The organism is Streptomyces sp. NPDC048637, from assembly GCF_040650675.1.
Classification (GTDB): Bacteria; Actinomycetota; Actinomycetes; order Streptomycetales; family Streptomycetaceae; genus Streptomyces.
In genome coordinates, this window is the sequence record NZ_JBEZHQ010000013.1 from 98,050 (window position 1) to 122,615 (window position 24,566).

General features: G+C 69.5%; 17 protein-coding genes, 2 pseudogenes and 1 riboswitch. Of the genes and pseudogenes, 12 read left to right on the forward strand and 7 right to left on the reverse strand.

The window, feature by feature from the left end:
* The first annotated feature begins 49 nt into the window (after positions 1-49).
* On the forward strand, positions 50-859 hold the full coding sequence (locus AB0C46_RS18785; RefSeq protein ID WP_362828917.1) for a serine protease: 810 nt from the start codon (positions 50-52) through the stop codon (positions 857-859).
* A gap of 122 nt (positions 860-981) precedes the next feature.
* Here the strand turns inward: AB0C46_RS18785 and AB0C46_RS18790 are convergent, their stop codons facing one another.
* Positions 982-1,212, reverse strand: coding sequence for a hypothetical protein (locus tag AB0C46_RS18790; RefSeq protein WP_006602664.1), 231 nt, complete (start codon positions 1,210-1,212; stop codon positions 982-984).
* A 442-nt stretch (positions 1,213-1,654) separates the two neighbouring features.
* Between AB0C46_RS18790 and AB0C46_RS18795 the strand changes: the two genes are divergently transcribed.
* From AB0C46_RS18795 to AB0C46_RS18820, 6 genes and pseudogenes are all read left to right on the forward strand, one after another.
* Entirely contained in the window at positions 1,655-3,775 is a 2,121-nt protein-coding gene (locus AB0C46_RS18795; RefSeq protein ID WP_362828918.1) for a DNA topoisomerase IV subunit B, read from the forward strand.
* A 156-nt stretch (positions 3,776-3,931) separates the two neighbouring features.
* The gene (locus tag AB0C46_RS18800; RefSeq protein ID WP_362828920.1) at positions 3,932-4,420 is read left to right on the forward strand and encodes a DUF1453 domain-containing protein; all 489 of its coding nucleotides are present in this window, start codon (positions 3,932-3,934) and stop codon (positions 4,418-4,420) included.
* A gap of 30 nt (positions 4,421-4,450) precedes the next feature.
* A pseudogene (locus tag AB0C46_RS18805) lies at positions 4,451-5,638 on the forward strand (histidine kinase).
* On the forward strand, positions 5,635-6,321 hold the full coding sequence (locus tag AB0C46_RS18810) for a response regulator transcription factor (protein WP_362828921.1): 687 nt from the start codon (positions 5,635-5,637) through the stop codon (positions 6,319-6,321). Before AB0C46_RS18805 ends, AB0C46_RS18810 begins: the two are co-directional and overlap by 4 nt.
* Positions 6,322-6,416: 95 nt before the next feature.
* Positions 6,417-6,914: a DUF485 domain-containing protein gene (locus AB0C46_RS18815; protein WP_362828922.1), complete on the forward strand. Its 498-nt coding sequence runs from the start codon at positions 6,417-6,419 to the stop codon at positions 6,912-6,914.
* Positions 6,911-8,515, forward strand: coding sequence for a cation acetate symporter (locus AB0C46_RS18820; protein WP_362828923.1), 1,605 nt, complete (start codon positions 6,911-6,913; stop codon positions 8,513-8,515). The genes AB0C46_RS18815 and AB0C46_RS18820 overlap by 4 nt, the downstream gene beginning before the upstream one ends.
* Before the next feature lie 377 nt (positions 8,516-8,892).
* Here the strand turns inward: AB0C46_RS18820 and AB0C46_RS18825 are convergent.
* The 5 genes and pseudogenes from AB0C46_RS18825 to AB0C46_RS18845 all read right to left on the reverse strand — a co-directional run bounded on the left by AB0C46_RS18825 (position 8,893) and on the right by AB0C46_RS18845 (position 15,275).
* Positions 8,893-9,292: pseudogene (locus AB0C46_RS18825) on the reverse strand (hypothetical protein).
* A 98-nt stretch (positions 9,293-9,390) separates the two neighbouring features.
* Positions 9,391-10,065 carry a response regulator gene (locus tag AB0C46_RS18830; protein ID WP_362828924.1) on the reverse strand — a complete coding sequence of 225 codons (675 nt, stop codon included), beginning with the start codon at positions 10,063-10,065 and terminating at the stop codon, positions 9,391-9,393.
* Complete coding sequence (locus AB0C46_RS18835) at positions 10,062-11,717, reverse strand: sensor histidine kinase (RefSeq protein WP_362828984.1); 1,656 nt, start codon at positions 11,715-11,717, stop codon at positions 10,062-10,064. Before AB0C46_RS18835 ends, AB0C46_RS18830 begins: the two co-directional genes overlap by 4 nt.
* Before the next feature lie 1,138 nt (positions 11,718-12,855).
* Positions 12,856-13,854, reverse strand: coding sequence for a sucrase ferredoxin (locus AB0C46_RS18840; RefSeq protein WP_362828926.1), 999 nt, complete (start codon positions 13,852-13,854; stop codon positions 12,856-12,858).
* Positions 13,855-14,027: 173 nt separating this feature from the next.
* Positions 14,028-15,275, reverse strand: coding sequence for a citrate synthase (locus tag AB0C46_RS18845; RefSeq protein WP_362828928.1), 1,248 nt, complete (start codon positions 15,273-15,275; stop codon positions 14,028-14,030).
* A 113-nt stretch (positions 15,276-15,388) separates the two neighbouring features.
* On the opposite strand from AB0C46_RS18845, the gene AB0C46_RS18850 reads away from it, so the two are divergent.
* Both AB0C46_RS18850 and AB0C46_RS18855 read left to right on the forward strand, forming a co-directional pair.
* On the forward strand, positions 15,389-16,558 hold the full coding sequence (locus AB0C46_RS18850; RefSeq protein ID WP_362828929.1) for a citrate synthase/methylcitrate synthase: 1,170 nt from the start codon (positions 15,389-15,391) through the stop codon (positions 16,556-16,558).
* 119 nt (positions 16,559-16,677) lie between these two features.
* Positions 16,678-17,802 (forward strand): CobW family GTP-binding protein, encoded by a 1,125-nt coding sequence (locus AB0C46_RS18855; RefSeq protein ID WP_362828930.1) that lies wholly within the window; start codon positions 16,678-16,680, stop codon positions 17,800-17,802.
* A gap of 64 nt (positions 17,803-17,866) precedes the next feature.
* Here AB0C46_RS18855 and AB0C46_RS18860 read toward each other — a convergent pair whose 3' ends face one another.
* Entirely contained in the window at positions 17,867-20,314 is a 2,448-nt protein-coding gene (locus AB0C46_RS18860) for a DNA topoisomerase IV subunit A (RefSeq protein WP_362828931.1), read from the reverse strand.
* Positions 20,315-20,603: 289 nt separating this feature from the next.
* Between AB0C46_RS18860 and AB0C46_RS18865 the strand changes: the two genes are divergently transcribed.
* From AB0C46_RS18865 to AB0C46_RS18875, 3 genes are all read left to right on the forward strand, one after another.
* Positions 20,604-21,944, forward strand: a complete 1,341-nt coding sequence (locus AB0C46_RS18865) for a pitrilysin family protein (protein WP_362828985.1) — start codon at positions 20,604-20,606, stop codon at positions 21,942-21,944.
* 38 nt (positions 21,945-21,982) lie between these two features.
* Positions 21,983-23,365, forward strand: a complete 1,383-nt coding sequence (locus AB0C46_RS18870) for a pitrilysin family protein (RefSeq protein ID WP_362828986.1) — start codon at positions 21,983-21,985, stop codon at positions 23,363-23,365.
* 212 nt (positions 23,366-23,577) lie between these two features.
* A riboswitch (cyclic di-AMP (ydaO/yuaA leader) is annotated at positions 23,578-23,733 on the forward strand.
* Between the two features lie 12 nt (positions 23,734-23,745).
* Positions 23,746-24,546 carry a M23 family metallopeptidase gene (locus AB0C46_RS18875; RefSeq protein ID WP_362828933.1) on the forward strand — a complete coding sequence of 267 codons (801 nt, stop codon included), beginning with the start codon at positions 23,746-23,748 and terminating at the stop codon, positions 24,544-24,546.
* The last annotated feature ends 20 nt before the right edge of the window (positions 24,547-24,566 follow it).

Genomic DNA, 24,566 nt, shown 5'->3' on the forward strand with positions numbered 1-24,566 from the left:
ATTGGGTCACTCTGGGTATGCGCGAACTGTCTCAGAGTTAGGAGTCCGAATGCGTCCGCTCGTCCACGCTGCTCTCGGGGCCCTCGCGCTGACCCTCGCACTGCCGACGGCGGCGGCCGCGGACGAGTCGGTGATCGGCGGAAAGCCCGCACCGCTGGCGCACAGTCCCTGGGCGGTGGCGCTGGCCTCCCATGAGCGTTTCGGGGCTCAGCGCTCCGGACAGTTCTGCGGCGGCGTGCTCGTCGGGCACTCGACAGTGGTGACGGCGGCGCACTGCCTGAGCAAGGAGGTGCTGGGCGTCCCCTGGCGACAGGTACGGGACCTGAGGATCGTCGTCGGACGCGACAACCTCGCCGGCGGCGGCGGGCAGGAGCTCAAGCCCGCGAAGATCTGGGTCAACCCGCGGTACAACAGCTGGACGAACGACGGCGACATGGCTGTTCTCACGCTCGGCAAGCCGCTTCCGAACCGGCCCATCCCGATGGCTGGACGGCATGACAGCGCCTACCGGCCGGGCAATGCGGCCACGGTTTACGGCTGGGGCGACACCACAGGCGGGGGCAGCTATGCGTCACGACTGCGGGCGGCGCACGTCAACGTGCTGCGTGATGCGGTCTGTGCGCGGGCCTATCCAGGCAGTGCCGACGGCAGGTACAGGGCGCAATCGATGCTGTGCGCAGGGGAGCCGGCCGGCGGCCGGGATGCCTGTCAGGGGGACAGCGGAGGGCCGCTGGTCGTCCGCGGGCGGCTGGTGGGCCTGGTGTCGTGGGGGACCGGCTGCGGCCAGGCGGGCAGTCCGGGGGTCTATACGCGCGCCTCAGCGCTCCTCCCGGCCGTGTCCGCACACGGGGCCGACTGAGCGGCGCGGGGAGCTGTCAGGCGTGTGTGAGCGTACGAGTGCGGGCGGTCTCCCCGGTGGTGCCGGGGGACCGCCCGCGATACGGCGCTGGGCCGCTGCTCGCTCGTCGTGGATGCGAAGTGTCAGCGTTCCTCTTCGGACGCGGACGCCGGAGAAGCGGTCAGCCGCTCCGTCTCGTCCTGTATTTCCGCGGCGATCTTCTTGAGTTCTGGCTCGAACTTGCGACCGTGGTGGGCGCAGAAGAGCAGTTCTCCGCCGGACATCAGGACGACGCGCAGGTATGCCTGGGCGCCGCAGCGGTCGCAGCGGTCAGCGGCCGTCAGCGGGCTCGCGGGTGTCAGAACAGTAGTCACGTCGCCTCTTCTCTAGCTCGACGAGCTGTCGTACCAGGGTCAACATCCAACCAGGCCGAAAACGTTCCCGCTCGTGCCTTTTCCTCGAAAAAATTCTTCGAGGGGGCCGGGTGCTGCCGGGTGGCGGCGAATGAGCCGTATTGCGTGGTGGTCTGATTCACGTTGGTTGTTGGTCTGTCCTCCCGGCTGGCTTGCCGGTTGTTGATGAGGACGTGCCCGGAGCCTAAATGGTTCATGCCTCGAAGGGAACGTGATGTGCACGTCACTAGGACGTCACCCCAACGAGGGATCGAACGTACGAGCGAAATTCTACTACCATGGTCATGCTTACGGGTGGCGTCACATCGGCTCTACCAGGCCTCGGTACCCTCTGACCGGCGACACCGCCACAACCGAGTCCGCGGAATGCGGACTGCCAGAAATTCAGCGAGGAGCGAACCGCGTGACCGCCGAGATGTCCGTGCCGTCCACCGCAGTGCTGACCGGGGCAGACCGGGACGGTTCCAACTACACCGCGCGGCATCTGCTCGTCCTCGAGGGGCTCGAAGCCGTCCGCAAACGCCCCGGCATGTATATCGGCTCGACGGACAGCCGGGGACTGATGCACTGCCTCTGGGAGATCATCGACAACTCCGTCGACGAGGCACTGGGCGGCTACTGCGACCACATCGAGGTGATCCTCCACGACGACGGGTCGGTGGAGGTCAGGGACAACGGCCGCGGCATCCCCGTCGATGTCGAGCCGAAGACCGGTCTCAGCGGCGTCGAGGTCGTGATGACCAAGCTGCACGCCGGCGGAAAGTTCGGCGGCGGCTCGTACGCGGCCTCCGGCGGTCTGCACGGCGTCGGCGCCTCGGTCGTCAACGCCCTGTCCGCCCGGCTGGATGTCGAGGTGGTCCGCAACAGCAAGACGCACTCGATCAGCTTCCGCCGCGGCGTCCCCGGCATCTTCACAGAATTGGGCCCCGACGCCCCCTTCGACCCGGGCAACGGCCTGCTCAAGGGCAAGCGGATCGCCAAAACGAAGACCGGCACCCGGGTGCGCTACTGGGCCGACCGGCAGATCTTCCTCAAGGACGCCAAGCTCTCCCTGGAGACGCTGCACGCCCGCGCCCGCCAGACGGCCTTCCTCGTGCCGGGCCTGACCCTCGTGGTCCGTGACGAGCGTGGCATCGACGGTGCCGGAAAGACTGAAGAGACGTTCCGCTACGACGGCGGCATCAGCGAATTCTGCGAGTACCTCGCGCAGGACAGGGCCGTCTGCGACGTGCTCCGACTGAGCGGCCAGGGCAGCTTCAAGGAGACCGTGCCGGTCCTCGACGACCGCGGTCACATGACACCGACCGAGGTCACCCGGGAACTGGCCGTCGATGTCGCGCTGCGCTGGGGCACCGGCTACGACGTGACGGTCAAGTCGTTCGTCAACATCATCGCGACGCCCAAGGGCGGCACCCACGTCTCCGGCTTCGAGCGATCGGTCGCCAAGACGGTCAACGAGGTGCTGCGGTCGAGCAAGCTGCTGCGCGTCGCCGAGGACGACGTCGTCAAGGACGACGCCATGGAGGGCCTCACCGCCGTCGTGACCGTACGGCTCGCGGAGCCGCAGTTCGAGGGCCAGACCAAGGAGGTGCTCGGCACCTCCGCCGCCTCGCGGATCGTCGCCCAGGTGGTGAGCAAGGAACTCAAGTCGTTCCTGACCTCCACCAAGCGGGACGACAAGCAGCAGGCGCGCTCCGTCATGGAGAAGATCGTCGCCGCGGCCCGGACGCGCATCGCCGCCCGTCAGCACAAGGAGGCCCAGCGGCGGAAAACGGCGCTGGAGTCCTCCTCGCTGCCGGCCAAGCTCGCGGACTGCCGCAGCGACGATGTCGACCGCAGTGAGCTGTTCATCGTCGAGGGAGACTCGGCGCTGGGCACCGCCAAGCTGGCGCGGAATTCGGAGTTCCAGGCCCTGCTGCCGATCCGTGGCAAGATTCTGAATGTCCAGAAGTCATCGGTTTCGGACATGCTCAAGAACGCCGAGTGCGGCGCCATCATCCAGGTCATAGGGGCCGGATCCGGCCGTACCTTCGACATCGACACCGCCCGCTACGGCAAGGTCATCTTCCTGGCAGACGCGGACGTCGACGGTGCCCACATCCGCTGCCTGCTGCTGACCCTCTTCCAGCGCTACATGCGCCCGATGGTCGAACAGGGCCGGGTGTTCTCCGCCGTCCCGCCGCTGCATCGCGTCGAACTGATCAACCCCAAAAAGGGTCAGGACAAGTACATCTACACGTACTCGGACAACGAACTGCGCCAGACCCTGCTCGAACTCCAGCGGAAGAAGGTCCGCTACAAGGACAGCATCCAGCGCTACAAGGGGCTGGGTGAGATGGACGCCGACCAGCTCGCCGAGACGACCATGGACCCGCGCCACCGCACCCTGCGGCGCATCAACATCAGTGATCTCGAAGCGGCGGAGAAGGCCTTCGACCTCCTCATGGGCAACGAAGTCGCCCCCCGTAAGGAGTTCATCACCAACTCCGCGTCCACTCTGGACCGTTCGCGCATCGACACGTAAGGGGGCAGCAGCTCCCGACGGGCGCCTCTCCACCCCTGGGTGGAACAGGCGCCCGTCGCCGTTTCCACCCGGGCCCCACCCTGGCTCCGATCCGGGCGGCAGCATTGCTCCGTAGCGTCGGGACGGTCGAATTCACCGTCCCCGGAGGGCCAGGTCATGAGCGGCTCGCTCAACATCGTTGTGATCACCGCGGCTGTTGCGCTGGTGTTCGTCCAGCAGTTCAAGGCGCATCGCATCACTTCGGAGGGCAAGAAGTGGTGGTTGATACCGGCCGTCCTCACGGTCGTGGCGGTGCGGCAGCCCGGGCTCCTGGATCCCGCACACCACACGGCGTCCGCCGTCCTGCTCGGCCTGGAGCTCCTGATCGGGCTGGCCTGCGGCGCCGGCTGGGCCTGGACGACCCGTATCTGGACGGACGCGGACGGCACGGTGTGGACCAAGGGCGGCTGGGCGGCGGCCGGCGTGTGGGGCTGCGGCCTGCTGCTGCGCATCGGCCTCATGGGTATCGCCGCGGCCATGGGCATCCATCAGGGCAGCGCGGCCACCATGCTCTCCGTAGCCGCAATGCTGCTGACCCGCGCCGGGGCCACCACCTGGCGGGCCCGGGCGGTGCAGCACACGTACGGTGTCCCTGTCGCGGGCTGAGGCCGTGAACGTGCCGCGAAAGGACCGTACGTGCCGCTGAACTCCTGGACGAGCTGGCCGCTGCGCGAGTCGCTGGCCCGTGAGGACATCGGCGGGGCCCGGCTGTGGATCCGCCGGGCGGTGCGTCTCGTGATGGTCGCGGCCCTGGTGTGGACCACCCTGGCTGGGCCGGCCTTCACCGGCTGGGGCCTGGTGGCGGCGGGCGCCGGCATGGTCATCACCGCCATGGCGTTCCGCGCCTTCTACCTCACGACCCTCGCACGCCGTCTGTGGCCGTCCATCGGGCTGTTCGCCGTTCTGGAGGCCGCGGCCTCGGGCTTCGCGCTCGGTGGGGCGCGGGCGCCCGCGACCGTCCTGTGGTGTGCCTGTGCCATCACCGCCATGGCGCGGCTGCCGTTGAGCGTCGCCCTACCGTGCTCCGCCGCCGCCCTAGGTGTTCTGTCCGGGGAGGTTGTGGACGGTGATGGCGATCACGGGCAACTGGATGGCGACCGCCACCACCACCGTGGGCCTGGCGCTGGCGGGCTACGTCGTACGGCTGGACGCCGAGGCGCGCGGCAACACGCAGCGGCTGCTGGCCCAGGAACGGGCGGCCCGCAAGGCAGGGGCCGAATCGGCGGCGCTCGCCGAACGCGGACGGATCGCACGAGAGATCCACGACGTGCTGGCCCACAGCCTCAGCGCCCAGCTGGTGCACCTGGAGGCGGCGCGACTGCTGATCCGGCGCAGCGCCGACCTCGAGGCCGACCGCGACCAGCTCCTGGAGCGGGTGTCGGCGTGCCGGGGGATGGCCCGAGACGGGCTGGAAGGCACCCGTGAGGCGCTTTCCGTGCTGCGCGGGGAGATGAGATCCCGGTCGAGGACTTTCTGCGCCGTCTGGCCGCCGCTGAGGGCGCTCAGCTGGATGTGACGGGTGAGGCCCGCACCGTGCCGGCCGAAGCGGGCCTTGCGGTCCGCCGGGTCGCCCAGGAGGCGCTGACGAACGTGCGCAAGCATGCTCCGGGAGCCCGGGTGAGCGTGCGGCTGGAGTACGGGACGGGCGACGTGGGGCTCGAGGTGCGCGACTTCGGTGGCCGTGGCAAGACCGGCGAGCTGGCCAAGAGCGGATCCGGATACGGTCTGCCCGGGATGCGGGAGCGCGCGGAACTTCTCGGCGGAACGCTGGAGTCCGGCCCGGATGGAAAGGGATTCGTGGTGAGGTTGCGGGTGCCCGCATGACGGAGCGCACGATGACACGGGTCGTGGTCGCCGATGACCAGACGGTGGTGCGCGAAGGAATCGTGATGCTGCTGGGGCTGTTGCCGGGTATCGAGGTCGTCGGATCGGCCGCGGACGGCGAGGATGCGGTCCGTCTGGTCGCGGAACTCGCTCCCGACGTCGTCCTGATGGATCTGCGGATGCCACGCTGTGACGGTGTCGAGGCCACCCGTCGCATCCGTGTCGGGCACCCCGGTATGCAGGTGGTGGTGCTCACCACCTATGCAGACGACGACTCGCTCTTTCCCGCTCTCCGGGCCGGCGCACGCGGATACCTGACCAAGGACGCCGACGGCGACGAGATCGTCCGCGCCATTGACGATGTGCTCTCGGGTGAGGCCGGTCTGTCGCCCAGGATTCAGCGCAGGCTTCTGGAGCGCTTCACGGAGCCCGCAAGCCCGCTGCCACAGCCGGCGGACGAGCCTCCCGACGGGCTCACCGCCCGTGAGGTGGAGGTGCTGCGGCTGATCGCCGAGGGCCAGTCCAACCCGGAGATCGCGCGCACGCTGCATGTCTCCACCGCGACCGTGAAGACCCACATCAACAATCTCTTCGCCAAAGCGGGGCTACGGGACCGGACCCAGGCGATCCACTACGCGTACCGCCACGGCCTCGCACTGCCGCCTGGGCGGCCCATCACCTGATGGGGTGAAGGATTCGCAATGAAGAGTCCCGGATCTTCCTTTCTGTCCACCCTTGGGCCGCACGGACAACAGACCCGTGCATCAAGGAGAGTTCGGTGGACAAGCAGGACGGCCGTTCGGTCGGTGAGCCAGGGGCCCTACGGCTCGACGATCCCTGGTACGACGATCTCGCCTCCGGGTGGGGCGAACTGGACGACGCAGGGGAGACAACGGACGGGTGGGGTGGCACGCAGCCACCGCCGTCGGTACCGGAACCGCGGTCCGCGCCGCATGACGAGGTCTATCTGGCGGTGCAGCGAAGTGCGGCCTTCCAGGAGGTGCGCCGTCGCTACCGGCGGTTCGTCCTGCCTGGCACGGTGGTCTTTCTGGGTTGGTACCTCGCCTATGTGATCGCGGCGACTGCCGCGCCGGACCTCATGGCCCACCGCGTCGCAGGCGCCCTGAACGTTGCGATGCTCGCCGGACTCGGCCAGTTCGCCACCACCTTCCTGCTCACCTGGGCATACGCGCGCCATGCCCGGCTGCGCAGGGACAGCGCGGCGCTCGACATCCGCTGGGAAACCCAGGAACTGACCGGAGGGAACACCCGGTGACCGGTGACCACCAGACCCTCGCGCTGCTCCTGTTCAGCGTGTTCATTGCCGTCACCCTGGCGATCACCACCTGGGTGAGCCGCCGCAGGCGCGGTTCCACCGAGGAGTTCTACGCGGGCGGAAGACTGTTCTCGCCCATGGAGAACGGATTCGCCATCGCGGGGGACTACATGTCCGCCGCATCCTTCCTCGGTATCTCCGGACTGATCGCCCTCTTCGGATACGACGGTCTGCTGTACTCGGTCGGCTTCCTCGTCGCCTGGCTCATCGTCTTGTTCCTGGTCGCCGAACTGGTCCGCAACTGCGGCCGGTTCACCCTCGCCGATGTCGTCGCTGCCCGGATGCGGGAGCGCCCCGTCCGCATCGCCGCCGGCGCGGCCTCCGTCACCGTGTCCGTGCTCTACCTGGTGGCGCAAATGGTCGGTGCCGGCAGCCTGGTCGCTCTCCTTGTGGGGAGCGCGAGCCAGCAGGCCCGTACCTGGATGGTGATCGGGGTCGGGGCCCTGATGGTGGTCTACGTCGCCTACGGCGGCATGCGGGCCACGACCTGGATCCAGGTCGTCAAAGCCGTACTCCTCATGGGTGGTGCCGTCGCTCTGACTGTCCTGGTACTGGTCCGCTTCCACGGCGACATCAACGAACTTCTGAACACCGCTGCCGAACGCAGCGGTCACGGCCGCGACTTTCTCGCGCCCGGCCTCAAATACGGCGGCGACTGGACCTCGCGGCTCGACTTCATCAGCCTCGGCATTGCGCTCGTCCTGGGAACGGCCGGACTGCCGCACATCCTCTCCCGCTTCTACACCGTCCCCACGGCGCGCGCCGCCCGTCGTTCCGTCGTCTGGTCCATCGGACTGATCGGTGGCTTCTACCTGATGACCATCGTGCTGGGATTCGGTGCCGCTGCCGTACTGGGCAGCGATGCCGTCCGGGCGTCCAACACGGCCGGCAACACCGCCGTCCCGCTGCTCGCTCTCGACCTGGGAGGCGGTGCCGGTTCGACCGGAGGGACGGTGCTCTTCGCCGTGGTGGCCGCGGTCGCGTTCGCCACCATCCTGGCCGTGGTCGCCGGCATCACGCTCGCTTCGTCGGCCTCCGTGGCACACGATTTGTATGCCTCCCTACGACGCCCGCGCGGCACGGCACAGGACGCCCAGCGCGCCGAGGTGGCCGTGGCGCGCATCGCAGCGGTGGCTGTCGGCGCGGTCGCCATCGGCCTCGCCCTTCTAGCCCAGGACTTGAACGTGGCCTTCCTGGTGGGGCTGGCGTTCGCCGTCGCCGCGTCGGCCAATTTGCCGGTCCTGCTGTACACCCTCTTCTGGCGACGCTTCACGACCCGCGGCGCGGTGTGGTCCGTATACGGAGGCCTGATCCCTGCGATCACCCTGGTAGTCCTCTCACCGGTGGTCTCCGGGAGTCCGGAGTCACTCTTCCCCGGACTGGACTTCGCCGTCTTCCCGCTCGACAACCCCGGTGTCGTATCGATCCCACTGGGCTTCCTGATGGGCTGGCTGGGAACAGTGCTCTCCCCGGAGGCCGCCGACGAGGCACGGCATGCGGAGACGGAGGTACGGGCGCTCACGGGAGCGGGGGCGGCTTAGGGCGTACCCGATCGGGCAGGGACGGACATGCTCTGGGACCGCAGGCGCAGATGGGGCGGGGCAGGGCATGGCTCTTGCCCCACCCGTGACCGTCGGCAGGCCCCCGGGCGACCGCGCTGGAAGACGGTTCATGACCGCCGCCGGCGGTGGGGCGGCGGACGGCCGGTGGGAGCGGATCCTGCGGGCTGTCGGCCGCCCGGGCTGCTCCGACCGAACACACTGTGCCCGCAGGAACGAAGGTGAGAGAACCGTCCATAAGTGGAGGACGCCCGCGCCGTGGCGACCAAGGTCGACGAGAGAGCGTACGTCTTCCACGCCACGGTCGCCCTCGCCGTAGCATTCGGCTGTGGCGCTGTTGATGCTCCGCCGGACGTTCTTTAGACGCCAGTCGGAGGGCGGGGCTCGCGCCGCATGGCCCACAACACCGGCCCGCCTCCTGGCAGTCGCAACTCATCTCGGAATAGCAGAGCCCGGTCGCCGAGGATGTTCTGGAGCTCCTGGATGGTCTCCGCGTCAGGAACGGCCTTGCCTGCCCGTCTGGCGGCCCCCAGAAGGCGGCCCCTGCAATCGTGCGCTCGCGCACGCCGTGGTGGGCGTACTGCCGGGTGACGAGCGTCATGAAGTAACGGACCAGCCCCGCCTCGCGAGAGGAATCATCGGGAGGAACCAGCGCATCATGGGGGCATCGTCGAAGGCGCATGCCAAGGTGTGGCTGACCAGTTCAGCGTCGGCGATTGTTGCCATCTTCGGAATGTTCATTAGCGGCACATAGATCATTTTGTACCCCTGGTGATCTCCGCCGGTTGGCGGGCCGTCTGCTCGCCGCGCCAAGGGAGCGGCCCGATAAGGGAGCCGCATGACCCGTCGGACAGCACCTAGACCCACTCGTAGCGGTGCTCGGGGCGGCCGGTCTCGCCGTACCTGAGCGTGAGACGTACCCGGCCGGTGCGTTCCAAGAGTTTGAGGTAACGCTGGGCGGTCTGCCGGCTCAGCCCCGCCTGCAGGGCAACGTCCTGTGCGGACAGCGGGGCATCCGCGGAGCGCAGCACCGAGCGCACGCGGTCGGCGGTAGCGGTGGAGTGTCCCTTCGGCAACTCGGCGGATCCGGCGTTCGCGGCGCCCAACGCCCCGAAGATCCGGTCCACTTCCGACTGCTCCGCCTGCCCGCCGCCCGCAAACGTGCGGTGCAGCGCTGCGTAACCCTCCAACTTGGAGCGCAGGCCCGCGAAGGTGAACGGCTTGACCAGGTACTGCAGCGCACCATGGCGCATCGCCGCCTGAACGGTCGCGATATCGCGGGCGGCAGTCACCATGATCACGTCGGTGAGCAGACCGCGACGCCGAAGATCGCCGACCAGTTGGAGCCCTGTTCTGTCGGGCAGGTAGTGGTCCAGGAGGATCAGGTCGACGGGGTGCGTTTCAAGGGCGGTAAGGGCTTCTCCGGCGGTGTGCGCGAGGCAACTGACGCGGAATCCATCGATTTTGGCGACGTATGCCGCATTGATCTTCGCGACGTGCACATCGTCATCCACGACCAGTACATCGATCATCTGCCGACCTCCGTGGCACCTTCGGGGCGGCGAGTGGCCGCTGCGGGCCGCCTGGTGGTGCGGGTGTCCGTGATCGCTGTCTGTGTGGCTGTTCGACGGGGCTCGGGAAGCTCATCGGAGAGTGCGTCGGGGACCGTCACGGTGAATACTGCACCTCCACCGGGGCGCTCGGAGACCTCGGCGTTGCCTCCGTAACGCTCGGCGAGTCGGCGTACGAGTGCCAGGCCGATGCCGCGCTGTCCGTGGGCGGGCGGCTCCTTGGTCGTCCATCCTTCGGTGAAGATTTCCGCGCGACGTTCCTCGGGCACGCCCGGTCCGTTGTCGCTGACGCGCACGACGGCTGTCCGGCCGTCAGCACGGATCTCCGCCTCCAGTTGGGCGTCGCGCTCGCCCGAGGTGGCATCCAGGGCGTTGTCGACGAGGTTCCCGAGGATGGTGACCAGGCTAGGCGGGTCGACGAGGCGGTCGGGCAGGTGCGTCTCGGGGGAGATGCTCAAGGAGACGCCGCGCTCGGTGGCGACGGTGGCCTTGCCCACCAGGAGGGCAGCCAGCAGCGGATCGTTGACGCGCTCGGTGACCTGCTCGGCGGTCGCGCGATGCACTCCCACGGCCTGTGTCACAAACTCCACGGCTTCCTCGTGCAGCCCGAGTTCGAGCAGGCCGAGCAGGGTGTGTAGCCGGTTGGCGTGCTCGTGGTCCTGGGCACGGAGGGCATCGATAAGGCCGCGGGTGCCGTCCAGTTCGCGACCCAGCCGCTCCAGTTCGGTACGGTCGCGCAGGGTGACCACGGCACCGCCGTCATCGGTCGGCATGCGGTTCGCCACCAGGACCCGCTGGCCACTGACGGCCAGGAGGTCAGGCCCCGAAACACGACCGGCCAGAACATCGGTGGTGCGGCCCGGTGGCAGGGCTGCTTCCAGATAGCGTCCGGTGTCCTCGGTGCGGAGGTCCAGGAGGCGTTGTGCCTCGTCGTTCATAAGACGGATGCGGCCGTGCTTGTCGAGCGCGAGGAACCCCTCGCGGATGCCGTGCAGCATCGCCTCCCGCTCGGCGAGCAGCGCGGAGATGTCGGAGAAGGCCAGATCGTGGGTGCGGCGCTGGAGGCGGCGGGAAACGAGATAGGCGGCGAGAGCGCCCACGGCAAGAGCCCCGCCCGCGTAGGCGAGTATCTGGGGGACGGCGGAGAGCAGCCGTTCCTGCACGCTCTCGTACGCGATGCCGACGGAGACGGCGCCCACGACCGTGCCGTCCTCGTCGCGGAGCGGGACCTTGCCGCGCGCGGAACGGCCGAGGGTGCCCTCATCGATCTGCATGACTTCCTGACCGGACAGCGCGGCGCTCGGGTCCGTCGAAACGTGGCGCCCAATCTCGTCAGGGTCGGTGTGGGACCAGCGCACCCCCCGCTTGTCCATGATCACCACATACTCGGCTCCGGTGGCGGCGCGAATCCGCTCCGCCTCGTTCTGCACGGGTCCATGACGCGTCGGACGGGAGGACTCCAGGGCGTCGTCGAGGCGTGGCGCGGCCGCGGTGGTCTGTGCGATGGCGAGAGCGCGGCGCATCGCCTGGTCGTCGAGCTGCGCACTGAGCGGGGCGAGGAACAGCCCGGTCGCCAGCGCCGTGACCCCGGTGGCGATGGCCAGCTGCACCATCAGTACCTGGGAGAACACTCGCCGCGGCCAGCCCAGCCGTGGACGGGTACGGCGCAACCTTGGGATGGTCGGTCCCTGGTTGGCCGAGGCCGAGGCTGTGGCCTCGACGGCTGGTCGGCTGTCGGCCGTGTGCGAGGCGCTGCCCGGCTTGCCAGTGGCGTCCGAGTCCGGTGCGTCGGCGGTAAACGGCGCGGAACCCGAGGGCACTGCGCCGCTCGGGCGTGGAACCGACTCTTCCTTTTCGCCCATACGAACGAACAGTAAGCGCGGCGGTGGCCGGGGGGTAATCCTTGATGGGGGGAATTCGGTGGGTGTCCGGGCGGCTACCCGGATGTGGTTCTGTCCGCCCCGGGGCCCCGGGGTCCGGGAGTCGAGTGTGTGCCCCCCCGCTGTCGTTGGTGTCTAACCCAAGGCGCTCACCAAGATCCTCACGCCATCATGATCGTCCGTGCCGCAACGCCAGCAGCCGCCACGAGGACGATGGTGCGACGCACAGCTGCCATGGTCGGCTCGTCCTGCTCGGGGCCCTCGGTTCCCGGTTCGTCCTGGTGATCCCCCGAGCAGGAGGATGCCGATGCGACCGCATCGTTAGCGGTCCGCTGATTGGCCCGGCGACTGCCTGTCGCAGCGAAGGTACAGGTCAGGTGCTCGTCAGTGGCCCGGAGAAGAGCTGGGAGGAGTTATCCACAGGCCTTTTGGATGCGGAGTGTGCGCGCTTAGCCTCGCATGGTGAAACCGACAGGCCTTGCGTGCGGCGTCAGGGGCCGCAAGGCGAGGGTGAGGCGCGTGGTGGGTGCGTAGGAGGGAGCGGTCAATGAGCTCGGCGGGGGATGGCTGCGGGACGTGGCGTCAGCGGTGCAAGGGGGTGGGAGAGGTACTGATCGGCCGACGAGGCGGGGCCTTACGGGCTCGACGCGGTGGTTGGTCAGTGCGTTTGGACTGCCGCCTCACCTGGTCCCGGGACGGCTCCGCGCCACCGGACCGCAGAGGCGGGCGGGGCCGGGCGCCTGGGGCCCGGGACGGCCACCGGCTCCCAGACGGCCATAGGTCTGGCAACCGCGAGGCCCCGCAGCGGCCGTGTGTGGTGGGAGCAGGTGCTGCTGAAGCACTCGGCGACTCCGTGGGGAAGCTGGCGAGATCACCTACTGGCAGCCAGGCTCGTCTCGTGAAGCATGCCGTTCGCCGCAATGACGGAGACAACCACCATGCGCGCCGGTGGACCGAGCGGCGCCCCACAGCTAGCGGGCGCCGCAGCACCGTCGGCCCGCTGTTCGACAGCGACCCGCCAGGTGCGCCCGTCGGAGTGCGCGATGGTGACGACCCAGGCAGGGGAGGCGCCCGCAACCGCCGAGATGCCGGGCGTCCGGCTGTCGGCCGACCTTGGTTCGGGCCACACCGTGTCGGTCCGTACGACGTCGAGTGCGTCCGCGCGGTCCTCTCCGATAAGCCCGCGGATGGCAAGGTCGGCGGCCTGGCCCGGCCGGTCCCAGGCCGAGCGCCCACGGCAGTGGTCGCCCGTGATCCGTCCGTCGCGCGCCGCCTCCACGGCCTCCTTGACCAAAGGGGCCGAAGCTCGTCCGTAGGCGTACCCGTACGGGAGGACAAAAAGCGTGGGGGAGAAGCGGTGACCGCCGATATGGGTGACTTCCCAGACCTCGGATCCGCCGGCGGCGAGCTCGGCGGCGAGCGGGCGGCCGAGCAGGGCACAGCAGCGGTCCCGCTTGCCGTTGGTGCAGACGAGGACCATCGGTTCACCGATGTACGGCTCCCAGAGGCCGTGATGCTCTCCCGCACCCAGGGCCATGAAGTCCAGGCCGAGGGCGGTCCGCGGGTCGGTGACGGTGGTCGTGCGGATCCAGGAGCGGCCCGGGGCGGTATGCGCGAGGAACAGGCGCCGACCGGAGGTGCCGTGGCAGTCGGCGTGGCGTCCCGGCCGTCGGATCAGGGCGACGCGTACACCCGTTCCCTCTGCCGCGGCTTCCAGTGCCCGGCCGACGTCAGGGTCGAGGTGACTTTCTGTCAGCGCGTGGGCTCCCCAGGGCCCTGTCTGCTCGATGAGCAGCCAGGTCCGGGCAGGTGCCGCGGTTCCGGCGAGAGATTCGGCCGATTCACGGGAAGCGGTGGCGCAGGTACTCACATAGGTGAGCCTAACCTCATCGGTCCGGCGCCGAATTTTGGGTGTGCATCCAGGGGGCGATGACAAGCGGTTGCCCCGAGGCGTAGTGGATGCCGCTCCGTGTGAGGTTCGGTGACGCCAATGCCGGTGATGTCAGGACTGGCTCGTCCTCTCCGTGTACTCGCGGGCAACTGTCATGGCAACGGTTGTGGCGGGCGGGGGCCGTGGTACTGGCCGTTGGGGCGCATACGGAGAGGGCGTTCGTTGTACTCCTCCAGGGCGTGGGCGATCCAGCCGGCCGTGCGGGAGATGGCGAAGACGGTCTCGCCTGCCTCGGTCGGCATGCCTGTCGAGACGGTCAGTACGGCCAAGGCCAGGTCGACGTTGGCGTGCAGTTCCGTGTGCCGGGCCGTTGTGGCGATCACTTGGCGGGCGGCCTCCAGGGCGCGGCGGGCCCGCGGTACGTCTTCCAGGAGCTGGAAGAGGGTGCGGGCTCGTGGGTCCTCGCCCGGGTAGAGGGGGTGGCCGAGGCCCGGTACCCGGCGGCCGGCCCGCAGGTGGTCGGCGACAACGGCGGCTGCGTTGCCCCGGTCCAGCACCTCCAGCAGCGTTCGGTGGGCGAGCCCGCTCGCCGCGCCGTGCAGCACGCCGTCCAGTGCCCCGAAGCCGGCCGAGACGATCGCATAGGGATGGGCGCGGGCGGAGGCGGCGACCCGGACCGCGAATGTCGAGGCGGCGAGGTCGTGGTCGATGAGCAGGACCAGTGCGGCGTCCAGGACGCGGAGTACCGCGGCGTCGGCCGGTTCGGCGGTCAGCCGTGACCAGAGGCGTGGCGCGAGTGGGTCAGCAGTGCGCTGCTTCGGGGCGTGGGACGGCAAGGCGTCGACAAGGGTCGGAATGAGGCTGCGTGCGGTCTCGACGACGGTGTCCTCGGACAGGTCGAAGCGCAGCGGGTCGGTGGCCGCAGCGGCGATCACGGCGACCCGTAGCCGGTCCATCGGTCCGCTGTGGGTTGGCAGTGCCTGTACGGCTCGGCCGGCGGCGGACAGGGCGTCCTGCGGCGCTGCGAAGTGGATGCCGGGCCGCATTTCGCCGGTCCACAGCCACTCGGCAACTTCCTCGTAGCTGTAGTGGGCGGCAAGTTCCGACGTGTCGACGCCGCGGAAGTAGCAGTGGTCGCGGTCGATCAGTGTGATGCCCGTGCGGACCGCCAACTCGCCACCGGAGGTGGAAGGTTCGCGGCGCCCGGCGCGGCGGGCGAGTGCGTCGACCTCCTTCGCATCGAAGGTGCTGCCGCGGCCGCCCGGCTCGCGGCGGCTGGTGAGCTGGCCGCGGCTGACGTAGGCATACACCGTCTCCGGTTTCACGCCGAGCCGGTCGGCCGCCTCCCGGGTGCTCAGCCGCTGGCCGCCCATACCTTGCACCGCTTCTCGATCCGCCATGGGGCCACCGTATCCAGCTCATCCATATTGATTCAATCAATGTTGACAACTGTTGAGTCAAGCATAGACAGTCAGATCAATATTCGAGGTGAGGAAGAGCAAGGAGATCAGCCATGCCGACCGCCGAGGTGAATGCACCGATCGTCGCTCCACGGGGGCTTGCGGGCGTCATCGTCACCGAGACCCAACTCGGCGACGTCCGGGGTGCCGAGGGCTTCTACCACTACCGCCAGTACTCCGCCGTCGAGCTGGCCACCGCCCGCACCTTCGAGGACGTCTGGTACCTGATGTTCCACGGGGAGCTGCCGGACGCCGCGCAGCTGGCGGCGTTCAGGGCTGAGACCGCCGCGCTGCGCACACTGCCCGCGGCCGTACGTGACGCGTTGCCCGCCCTCGCCCGTGCCGGTTCGCTCTCCGGTTCGCTCGCCGGGCTGCGCACCGCGCTGTCGCTGCTCGGTGCAACGCTGGGCTTCCGGCCGCTGTACGACATTGACGCCGGCCGCCGCCGTGCCGACGCGCTCGCTGCCTGTGCCGCCGTACCGACCCTGATCACCGCGTTGCACCGGCTCGGCCAGGGCCTGCAGCCCATCGAGCCGCGCACGGATCTCGGCCACGCGGCCAACTACCTCTACATGCTCACCGGCGATGAGCCTGAGCCGGACCAGGTCCGGGCCATCGAGGCGTATTTGATCTCCACCATCGACCACGGTTTCAACGCCTCGACCTTCACCGCACGCGTCATCACCTCCACCGGCGCCGACCTCGCGGCCTGCCTCGTCGGCGCCGTCGGCGCGCTCTCCGGGCCGCTGCACGGCGGTGCGCCCAGCCGCGCACTGGACATGCTCGACGCCATCGGGACCCCCGACCGCATCGACGCCTGGATCCGCGACCGTGTGCTGCGCGGCGACCGGATCATGGGGTTCGGTCACTCCGTCTACCGCACCGAGGACCCGCGCTCCCGGATGCTGCGAGGTATTGCCGAGCGGTTCGGTGGCCCGCTGGTGGAATTCGCCGTCCAAGTGGAGGCGAGGGTCGAAGAGCTGCTGGCCGAGCTCAAGCCCGGCCGTGAGCTGCACATCAATGTGGAGCTCTACGCGGGGGTCGTCATGGAGCTGTGCGGACTGCCGCGCGAGATGTTCACGCCCACCTTCTGCGCCGCCAGGGTGGTCGGCTGGAGCGCCAACATCCTGGAGCAGGCCGAGGATTCGAAGATCATTCGCCCTGCGGCCCGGTATGTCGGACCGCCTCCGCCGCAGCCGCTCCCCGTCGTCGCACCCCGTTAGCGGGGAAGGCGGCAGGGGAGGTGCGGGCCGGGCCCGTGCCGCCGGCGGTCCGTTACGATCGACAGCTCGTCCGCCGCCGGTCCGCGCGGCCCGCCACCCGCACCATGGAGGCGCCCCCCTTGGCCACGCAACAGATCCCGGTCGTCGTGCTCGCGGGCTTCCTCGGGTCGGGCAAGACCACCCTCCTCAACCATCTGCTCGGCACCGGCGACGGCACCCGAATCGGCGCGATCGTCAACGACTTCGGCAGCATCGAGATCGACGCCATGACCGTCGCCGGCCAGGTCGACTCGATGGTCTCGCTCGGCAACGGCTGTCTGTGCTGCGCGGTCGACACCAGCGAGCTGGACACCTACCTGGAACGGCTGGCCCGCCCCGCCGCCCGTATCGACGTGATCGTCATCGAGGCCAGCGGGCTGGCCGAGCCGCAGGAACTCATCCGGATGATCCTCGCCAGCGACAACGACCGGATCGTCTACGGCGGGCTGATCGAGGTCGTCGACGCCGCGGAGTTCGACGACACCCGGGCCCGGCATCCCGAACTGGACCGGCATGTGAGCATCGCCGACATCGTGGTGCTCAACAAGGCCGATCGCATCGGCGACACGGCGCGGCAGTCACTCATGGACACGCTCGCCGGCCTCGCTCCCGGCCGCCCGGTGATCTGCACCGCATACGGGCGGGTCGACCCCGAGCTGTTCTTCGACCGCGGACCGGGCGAGGACCACGACGCGGCCGTCCGCCAGCTGTCCTTCGAGGACCTGCTGCGTGAGGCCGCGGCGAGCGGGGCCCCCGCCCACGACGCCGACGACCGCTGCGGCCCCCTTGGCGATTGCGGCCACCCCGGCCACACCCACCACGCAGGGCACCTCCACGCCGCCTACGAGAGTGTGGAGTTCACCTCCGCCGAGCCGATGCACCCGCGCCGTCTCATGGACTTCCTCGACAGCCGCCCGGCCGGCCTGTACCGCATCAAGGGCTTCGTCCACTTCGACGTGCCGGAGAACCGCCAGAAGTTCACGGTGCACGCCGTCGGTGACTTCCTGCGCTTCTACCCCGCGCCGTGGCCGAAGGGCGAGGAGCGGTGCACCCAGCTCGTCATGATCGGCAGCGGCATCGACGCCCCGGCCCTGCGCAAGGAGCTGGAGAACTGCCGGGAGGGCGCACCGTCGGAAGCCGATCCGAACAGCATGTGGGGTGTCCTGCGGTACGTGGCAGCACGCGAGGAAGCGGAAGACGGGTGACGCCGTCGGGCCGGCTGTTCACCGGCCCGACGGCGTCGACCACCTCTGCCACCGCGGCTGCTGGTTACACCGGCCCCGCCAGCGCCGTCACCGGCTTCGTCAGCGGCACTCCCGAGCCGTCCCGGCGCGGGTCCACCTCCGGCAGTTCGACCGGGTTCCCCTTGGCATCCGCGGCCCGTACCGGAGCCGGCACGGTCCACGCCTGGCTCAGACAGTCCTCGCCCTTCAGGAACCGCTGGCAGCGCACACCGCCGGTCGCCCGGCCCTTGCGCGGGTACTGGTCGAACGGGGTGAGCTTGGCCGTCGCCGCCGAGTCGTCCAGCGTGCCGTGCGAGCCGGCGACCGTGAACACCATGGCGTCCGTGGCCGGATCGACCGCGGCGAACGAGATCACCTTCGCGCCCTCGCTCAGCTTGACGCCCGTCATACCGCTCGCGGGCCGGCCCTGCGGCCGTACCTGCGACGCCGGATAGCGCAGCAGCTGCGCCTCGTTGGTGATGAAGACCAGGTCCTCCTCACCGGTGCGCAGCTCGACCGCGCCCACGATCCGGTCGCCCTCCTTGAGGGTGATGACTTCCAACTCCTCCTTGTTGGCGGGGTAGTCGGGCACCACCCGCTTGACGACGCCCTGTTCCGTGCCGAGCGCCAGGCCCGGCGAGGACTCGTCCAGCGTGGTCAGACAGACCAGCTCCTCGCCGTCCTCCAGGGTGAGGAACTCGGAGAGCTGCGCGCCACCGGAGAGGCTGGGCGCCGCCGCGGTCTCCGGGAGCTGGGGCAGGTCGATCACCGCGATCCGCAGCAGCCGGCCCAGGGACGTCACCGCCCCCACCTCGCCACGGGTCGTCGCCGGCACCGCCGAAACGATCACATCGTGCTTGACGCGCTTGGCGTCGGCGTCGAAGGCCACATCCCCGGTAACCGTACGCGCCAACAGGCCCGTAGAGGAGAGCAGCACCCGGCACGGGTCGTCGGAGACCTCCAGCGGCACCGCGCCGACCGAGGTGCCCGCCGACTCCAGCAGCACCGTCCGCCGGTCCGTGCCGTACTTCTTCGCGACCGCGGCCAGCTCGCCGGAGACCAGCTTGCGCAGCTCGGTGTCCGACTCCAGGATCTGCGTCAGCTTCTCAATCTCGTCCTGCAGCCGGTCACGCTCCGACTCCAGCTCGATACGGTCGAACTTGGTCAGCCGGCGCAGCGGGGTGTCGAGGATGTACTGCGTCTGGATGTCGCTCAGCGAGAAGTGCTCGATCAGCCGCTCCTTGGCCTGTGCGCTGTTCTCGCTGGAGCGGATGAGGCGGATGACCTCGTCGATGTCCAGCAGGGCCGTCAGCAGGCCCTCGACCAGGTGGAGACGGTCGCGCCGCTTGGTCCGCCGGAACTCGCTGCGCCGGCGCACCACATTGAAGCGGTGGTCGACATAGACCTCCAGCAGCTCCTTGAGGCCCAGCGTCAGCGGCTGACCGTCCACCAGCGCGACGTTGTTGATGCCGAAGGACTCCTCCATCGGCGTGAGCTTGTAGAGCTGCTCCAATACGGCCTCGGGGTTGAAGCCGTTCTTGACCTCGATCACCAGCCGCAGGCCGTGCTCGCGGTCGGTGAGGTCCTTGACGTCCGCGATGCCCTGGAGCTTCTTCGAACCGACCAGGTCCTTGATCTTGGAGATGACCTTCTCGGGGCCGACCATGAAGGGAAGTTCGGTGACGACCAGGCCCTTGCGGCGGGCGCTGACGTTCTCCACGGTGACCGTCGCACGGATCTTGAACGTGCCACGGCCCTTCTCGTACGCGTCCCGTACGCCGCCGAGACCCACGATCCGGCCGCCCGTCGGCAGATCGGGACCCGGCACGAAGCGCATCAGGGTGTCGAGATCCGCGTTGGGGTGCTTGATCAGATGGCGGGCCGCGGCGATGACCTCACCCAGGTTGTGCGGCGGCATGTTCGTCGCCATACCGACGGCGATACCGGAGGTGCCGTTGACGAGGAGGTTCGGATACGCGGCGGGGAGGGCGGCCGGTTCCTGCTCCTGGCCGTCGTAGTTCGGCGCGAAGTCGACGGTGTCCTCGTCGATGGACTCCGTCATCAGGGAGGTGGCGGACGCCATCCGGCACTCGGTGTACCGCATCGCGGCGGGCGGGTCGTCATTGCCCAGGGAACCGAAGTTGCCGTGGCCGTCCACCAGCGGCAGCCGCATGGAGAACGGCTGTGCCATGCGCACCAGCGCGTCGTAGATCGAGGCGTCGCCGTGCGGATGGAGCTTACCCATCACCTCGCCGACGACGCGGGCGCACTTGACGTACCCGCGGTCGGGGCGCAGCCCCATTTCGTTCATCTGGTACAAAATGCGGCGGTGTACGGGCTTGAGACCGTCGCGGGCGTCCGGCAGGGCGCGCGAGTAGATGACCGAATACGCGTACTCAAGGAAGGAACCCTGCATCTCGTCGACGACGTCGATGTCGAGGATCCTCTCCTCGAAGTCGTCCGGCGGCGGGGTCTTCGTGCTGCGGCGGGCCATCGCGGCTGCGGCTCCTTCTGCTGCGTCTACTGCCGATGTCGGGAAAGCGTCGGGTCAGCCAGTCGGGTCAACCAGCTGGGGGATCGACCCGCGAGTATGTCTGAGTCTGACGCGGACCATTGTGGACCGCCCCACTGACAACGCCGACCGCGACTCCCCCTTCTGCTCCCTCGGGGCCGAGCGCGGCGCACGTTCGGGGCCGGTCGGACGGGAACTTCGCCAGATGCCGACGCGCTTGCATACAGTGACAGAACTTCCTCGCAAGCGGATCGAAGGGACGTACATGCCCATGGGTCACACGGCCACAGAACAAGCCGGCTCCGGCGGCCTGACAGCGACCGAGCACCGGCTGGCCAATGGCCTGCGCGTGGTGCTCTCCGAAGACCACCTGACCCCGGTAGCAGCGGTCTGCCTGTGGTACGACGTCGGCTCCCGCCACGAGGTCAAGGGCCGTACCGGCCTGGCTCACCTCTTCGAGCATCTGATGTTCCAGGGTTCCGCGCAGGTGAAGGGCAACGGCCACTTCGAGCTGGTGCAGGGCGCCGGCGGTTCGCTCAACGGCACCACGAGCTTCGAGCGGACCAACTACTTCGAGACCATGCCCGCCCATGAGCTGGAGCTCGCGCTCTGGCTTGAGGCGGACCGGATGGGCTCGCTGCTCACCGCGCTGGACGACGAGTCCCTGGAGAACCAGCGCGACGTCGTCAAGAACGAGCGCCGCCAGCGCTACGACAACGTCCCCTACGGCACGGCCTTCGAGAAGCTGACGGCCATGGCGTACCCCGAGGGCCACCCGTACCACCACACGCCCATCGGGTCGATGGCCGATCTGGACGCGGCCTCCCTGGAGGACGCGCGGGCGTTCTTCCGTACGTACTACGCGCCCAACAACGCCGTCCTGTCGGTCGTCGGCGACATCGACCCCGAGCGGACGCTGGCCTGGATCGAGAAGTACTTCGGCTCCATCCCCTCGCACGACGGCAAGCAGCCGCCCCGGGACGGCACCCTGCCCGACGTCCTCGGCGGCGAGCTGCGCGAGGTCGTCGAGGAGGACGTGCCCTCCCGCGCCCTCATGGCGGCGTACCGCCTGCCGCACGACGGCACCCGTGAGGTGGACGCCGCGGACCTCGCGCTGACCGTCCTGGGCGGCGGCGAGTCCTCCCGCCTGTACAACCGGCTGGTGCGCCGCGACCGCAGCGCCGTCGCCGCCGGCTTCGGCCTGCTGCGGCTGGCCGGCGCCCCCTCGCTGGGCTGGCTGGACGTGAAGACGTCCGGCGGGGTCGAGGTTCCGGACATCGAGCGTGCGGTCGACGAGGAGCTGGCCCGTTTCGCCGCCGAGGGGCCGACCCCGGAGGAGATGGAGCGGGCGCAGGCCCAGCTGGAGCGCGAGTGGCTGGACCGGCTGGCCACGGTCAGCGGCCGCGCCGACGAACTGTGCCGCTTCGCCGTCCTGTTCGGCGACCCGCAGCTCGCGCTGTCCGCCGTCCAGCGCGTCCTGGACATCACCCCCGAGGAGGTGCAGGCGGTCGCCAAGGCCCGGCTGCGCCCTGACAACCGCGCGGTGCTCGTCTACGAGCCCACCGAGCCGTCCGACGCCGCCGACACCGAGGAAGGGGAGGCGGACCAGTGAGCGACGCCACCACCCACGCCGATTCCCCCGTGAGCACCATGGACTTCCACCCGCAGCCCCAGGGCGGCGCGCCCAGGCCGTGGGCCTTCCCGGCCCCCGAGCGCAGCCAACTGCCCAACGGGCTCACGCTCCTGACCAGCCACCGCCCCGGCCAGCAGGTCGTCGCCGTCGAGATCAACCTCGTCGCGCCGCTGGACGCCGAACCCGAGGGTCTGGACGGCGTCGCGACGATCATGGCGCGTGCGCTGTCCGAGGGCACCGACACCCATGACGCGGAGGAGTTCGCCGCCGAGCTGGAGCGCTGCGGCGCCACCCTGGACGCGCACGCCGACCACCCCGGCGTACGGGTCTCCCTCGAAGTGCCGGCGTCCCGGCTGACCCGTGCGCTCGGCCTGCTCGCCGACGCGCTCCGGGCGCCCGCCTTCCCGGAGAGCGAGGTCGAGCGGCTGGTACGCAACCGTCTCGACGAGATCCCGCACGAGCTCGCCAACCCGGCCCGCCGCGCCGCCATGGCCCTGTCGAAGGAACTGTTCCCGGCCACCGCCCGCATGTCGCGGCCCCGCCAGGGCACCGAGGACACCGTCGCCCGCATCGACGCAGCGGCCGTCCGCGCCTTCTACGACGCCCATGTACGGCCCGCCACGGCCACCGCCGTCATCGTCGGTGACTTCACCGGCGTCGACCTCGGCACGGCGCTCGCCGACACGCTCGGCGCCTGGAGCGGCTCGACGTCCGAGCCGCTGAAGGCCGCGCCGATCGTCGCCGACGACACCGGCCGGGTGGTGATCGTGGACCGCCCCGGCGCCGTCCAGACGCAGCTGCTCATCGGCCGTATCGGTGCCGACCGGCACGACCGGGTGTGGCCCGCACAGGTGCTCGGCACGTACTGCCTGGGCGGCACCCTCACCTCCCGTCTGGACCGAGTGCTGCGGGAGGAGAAGGGCTACACCTACGGGGTGCGCGCCTTCGGCCAGGTGCTCCGGTCCACCGCCCCCACCTCCCCCGAGGGGTCCACGGGCGCCGCGCTGCTCGCCATCAGCGGCTCGGTGGACACCGGCTCCACCGTCCCGGCGCTCGAGGACCTGTGGAAGGTACTGCGCACCCTCGCGGCAGAGGGGCTGACGGACGACGAGCGGGATGTCGCCGTGCAGAACCTCGTCGGGGTCGCGCCGCTGAAGTACGAGACCGCGGCGGCCGTCGCGGGCACCCTCGCCGACCAGGTGGAGCAGCAGCTCCCGGACGACTTCCAGGCGCAGTTGTACGCCCGCCTCGCGGAGACCGGCACGGTCGAGGCCACCGCGGCGGCGGTCAGCGCCTTCCCCGTGGACCGGCTGGTGACGGTCCTGGTGGGCGATGCCGCACAGATCGCCGAGCCGGTCAAGGCGCTGGGCATCGGTGAGGTGACCGTCGTCAGCGGCTAGCCCCTCCCGTGTGACGGAAGGTCATATGACGACCGTGCGGCTCCCGTGGTGCTCGTTCACCACGGGAGCCGCCGTATGTCCGTTTTATCGCAGCTGGTGCCCCGGTTCTTGTGGCATCCCGCACAAAAAACCGGTTCTGTTTGCCGATTGAAAGTTGCCCCGTTTAGCGTCGGTCCGGCTGTTCGTCACAAGTCCGCCACAACAGTGGCACCGGACAGTCATCGCCGAGTCCCCGTACGGCGCAAGCCAGGGGAGCCGGGGACCCAAATGTCCCTTGGGGTGAATCGGACTCCTCTCCGAGGAGCCCGTAGGAGACCTTCCTGCTCCGAACCCGTCAGCTAACCCGGTAGGCGAGAAGGAAGGAAAGGACAAGCCAGCACATGGCGTTCATCCGTGCCACCGGGAAGCACCGTCGCGCGAGCCGTCCCGTTCGGACGACCCGCAACGTCGCCGGCATAGCCACCCTCGCGGCCGGCGGTGTGGTCGCCTCCGTGGCCTCGCCGGCGCTGGCCGCGACGGACGAGGCACGCCTCCACGACACCGGACTGCAGCACGCCGTCGTGCTGGGGGACGAGCTCGCCAACCGTGTCGAGGCCCAGGCCGACGCGCAGCAGGCCGACGCCGAGGCCGCCGCGGCGAAGGCGAAGGCCGAGGCCGTCGCCAAGAAGCAGGCCGACGAGGCGAAGCGGCGTGCCGAGGCCGCGAAGAAGAAGGCCAAGGCCGCCCACGAGGCCAAGGTCCGCGCCGCCCGCGACGCGGAGCGCAAGCGCCTCAACGCCTTTGTCTCCCCCATCGCCGACTCCTACGTCTCCACCGCCTACAAGGCCTCCAGCGGACTGTGGTCCTCCGGCAGCCACACCGGCATCGACTTCCACGCCGCCTCCGGCACCAGCGTCCACGCGGTCGGCTCGGGCACCGTCGTCGAGGCCGGCTGGGGCGGCTCGTACGGCAACAACATCGTGATCAAGATGAACGACGGCACGTACACCCAGTACGGTCACCTGTCGTCGCTCGGCGTCTCGGTCGGCCAGCAGGTCACCCCGGGCCAGCAGATCGGCCTCTCCGGCGCCACCGGCAACGTCACCGGCCCGCATCTGCACTTCGAGGCCCGCACCGGCGCTGACTACGGCTCGGACATCGACCCGATCGCGTACCTGCGCGGGCACGGCGTCAACGTCTGATCCCCCCGCGTCGGCGCCGC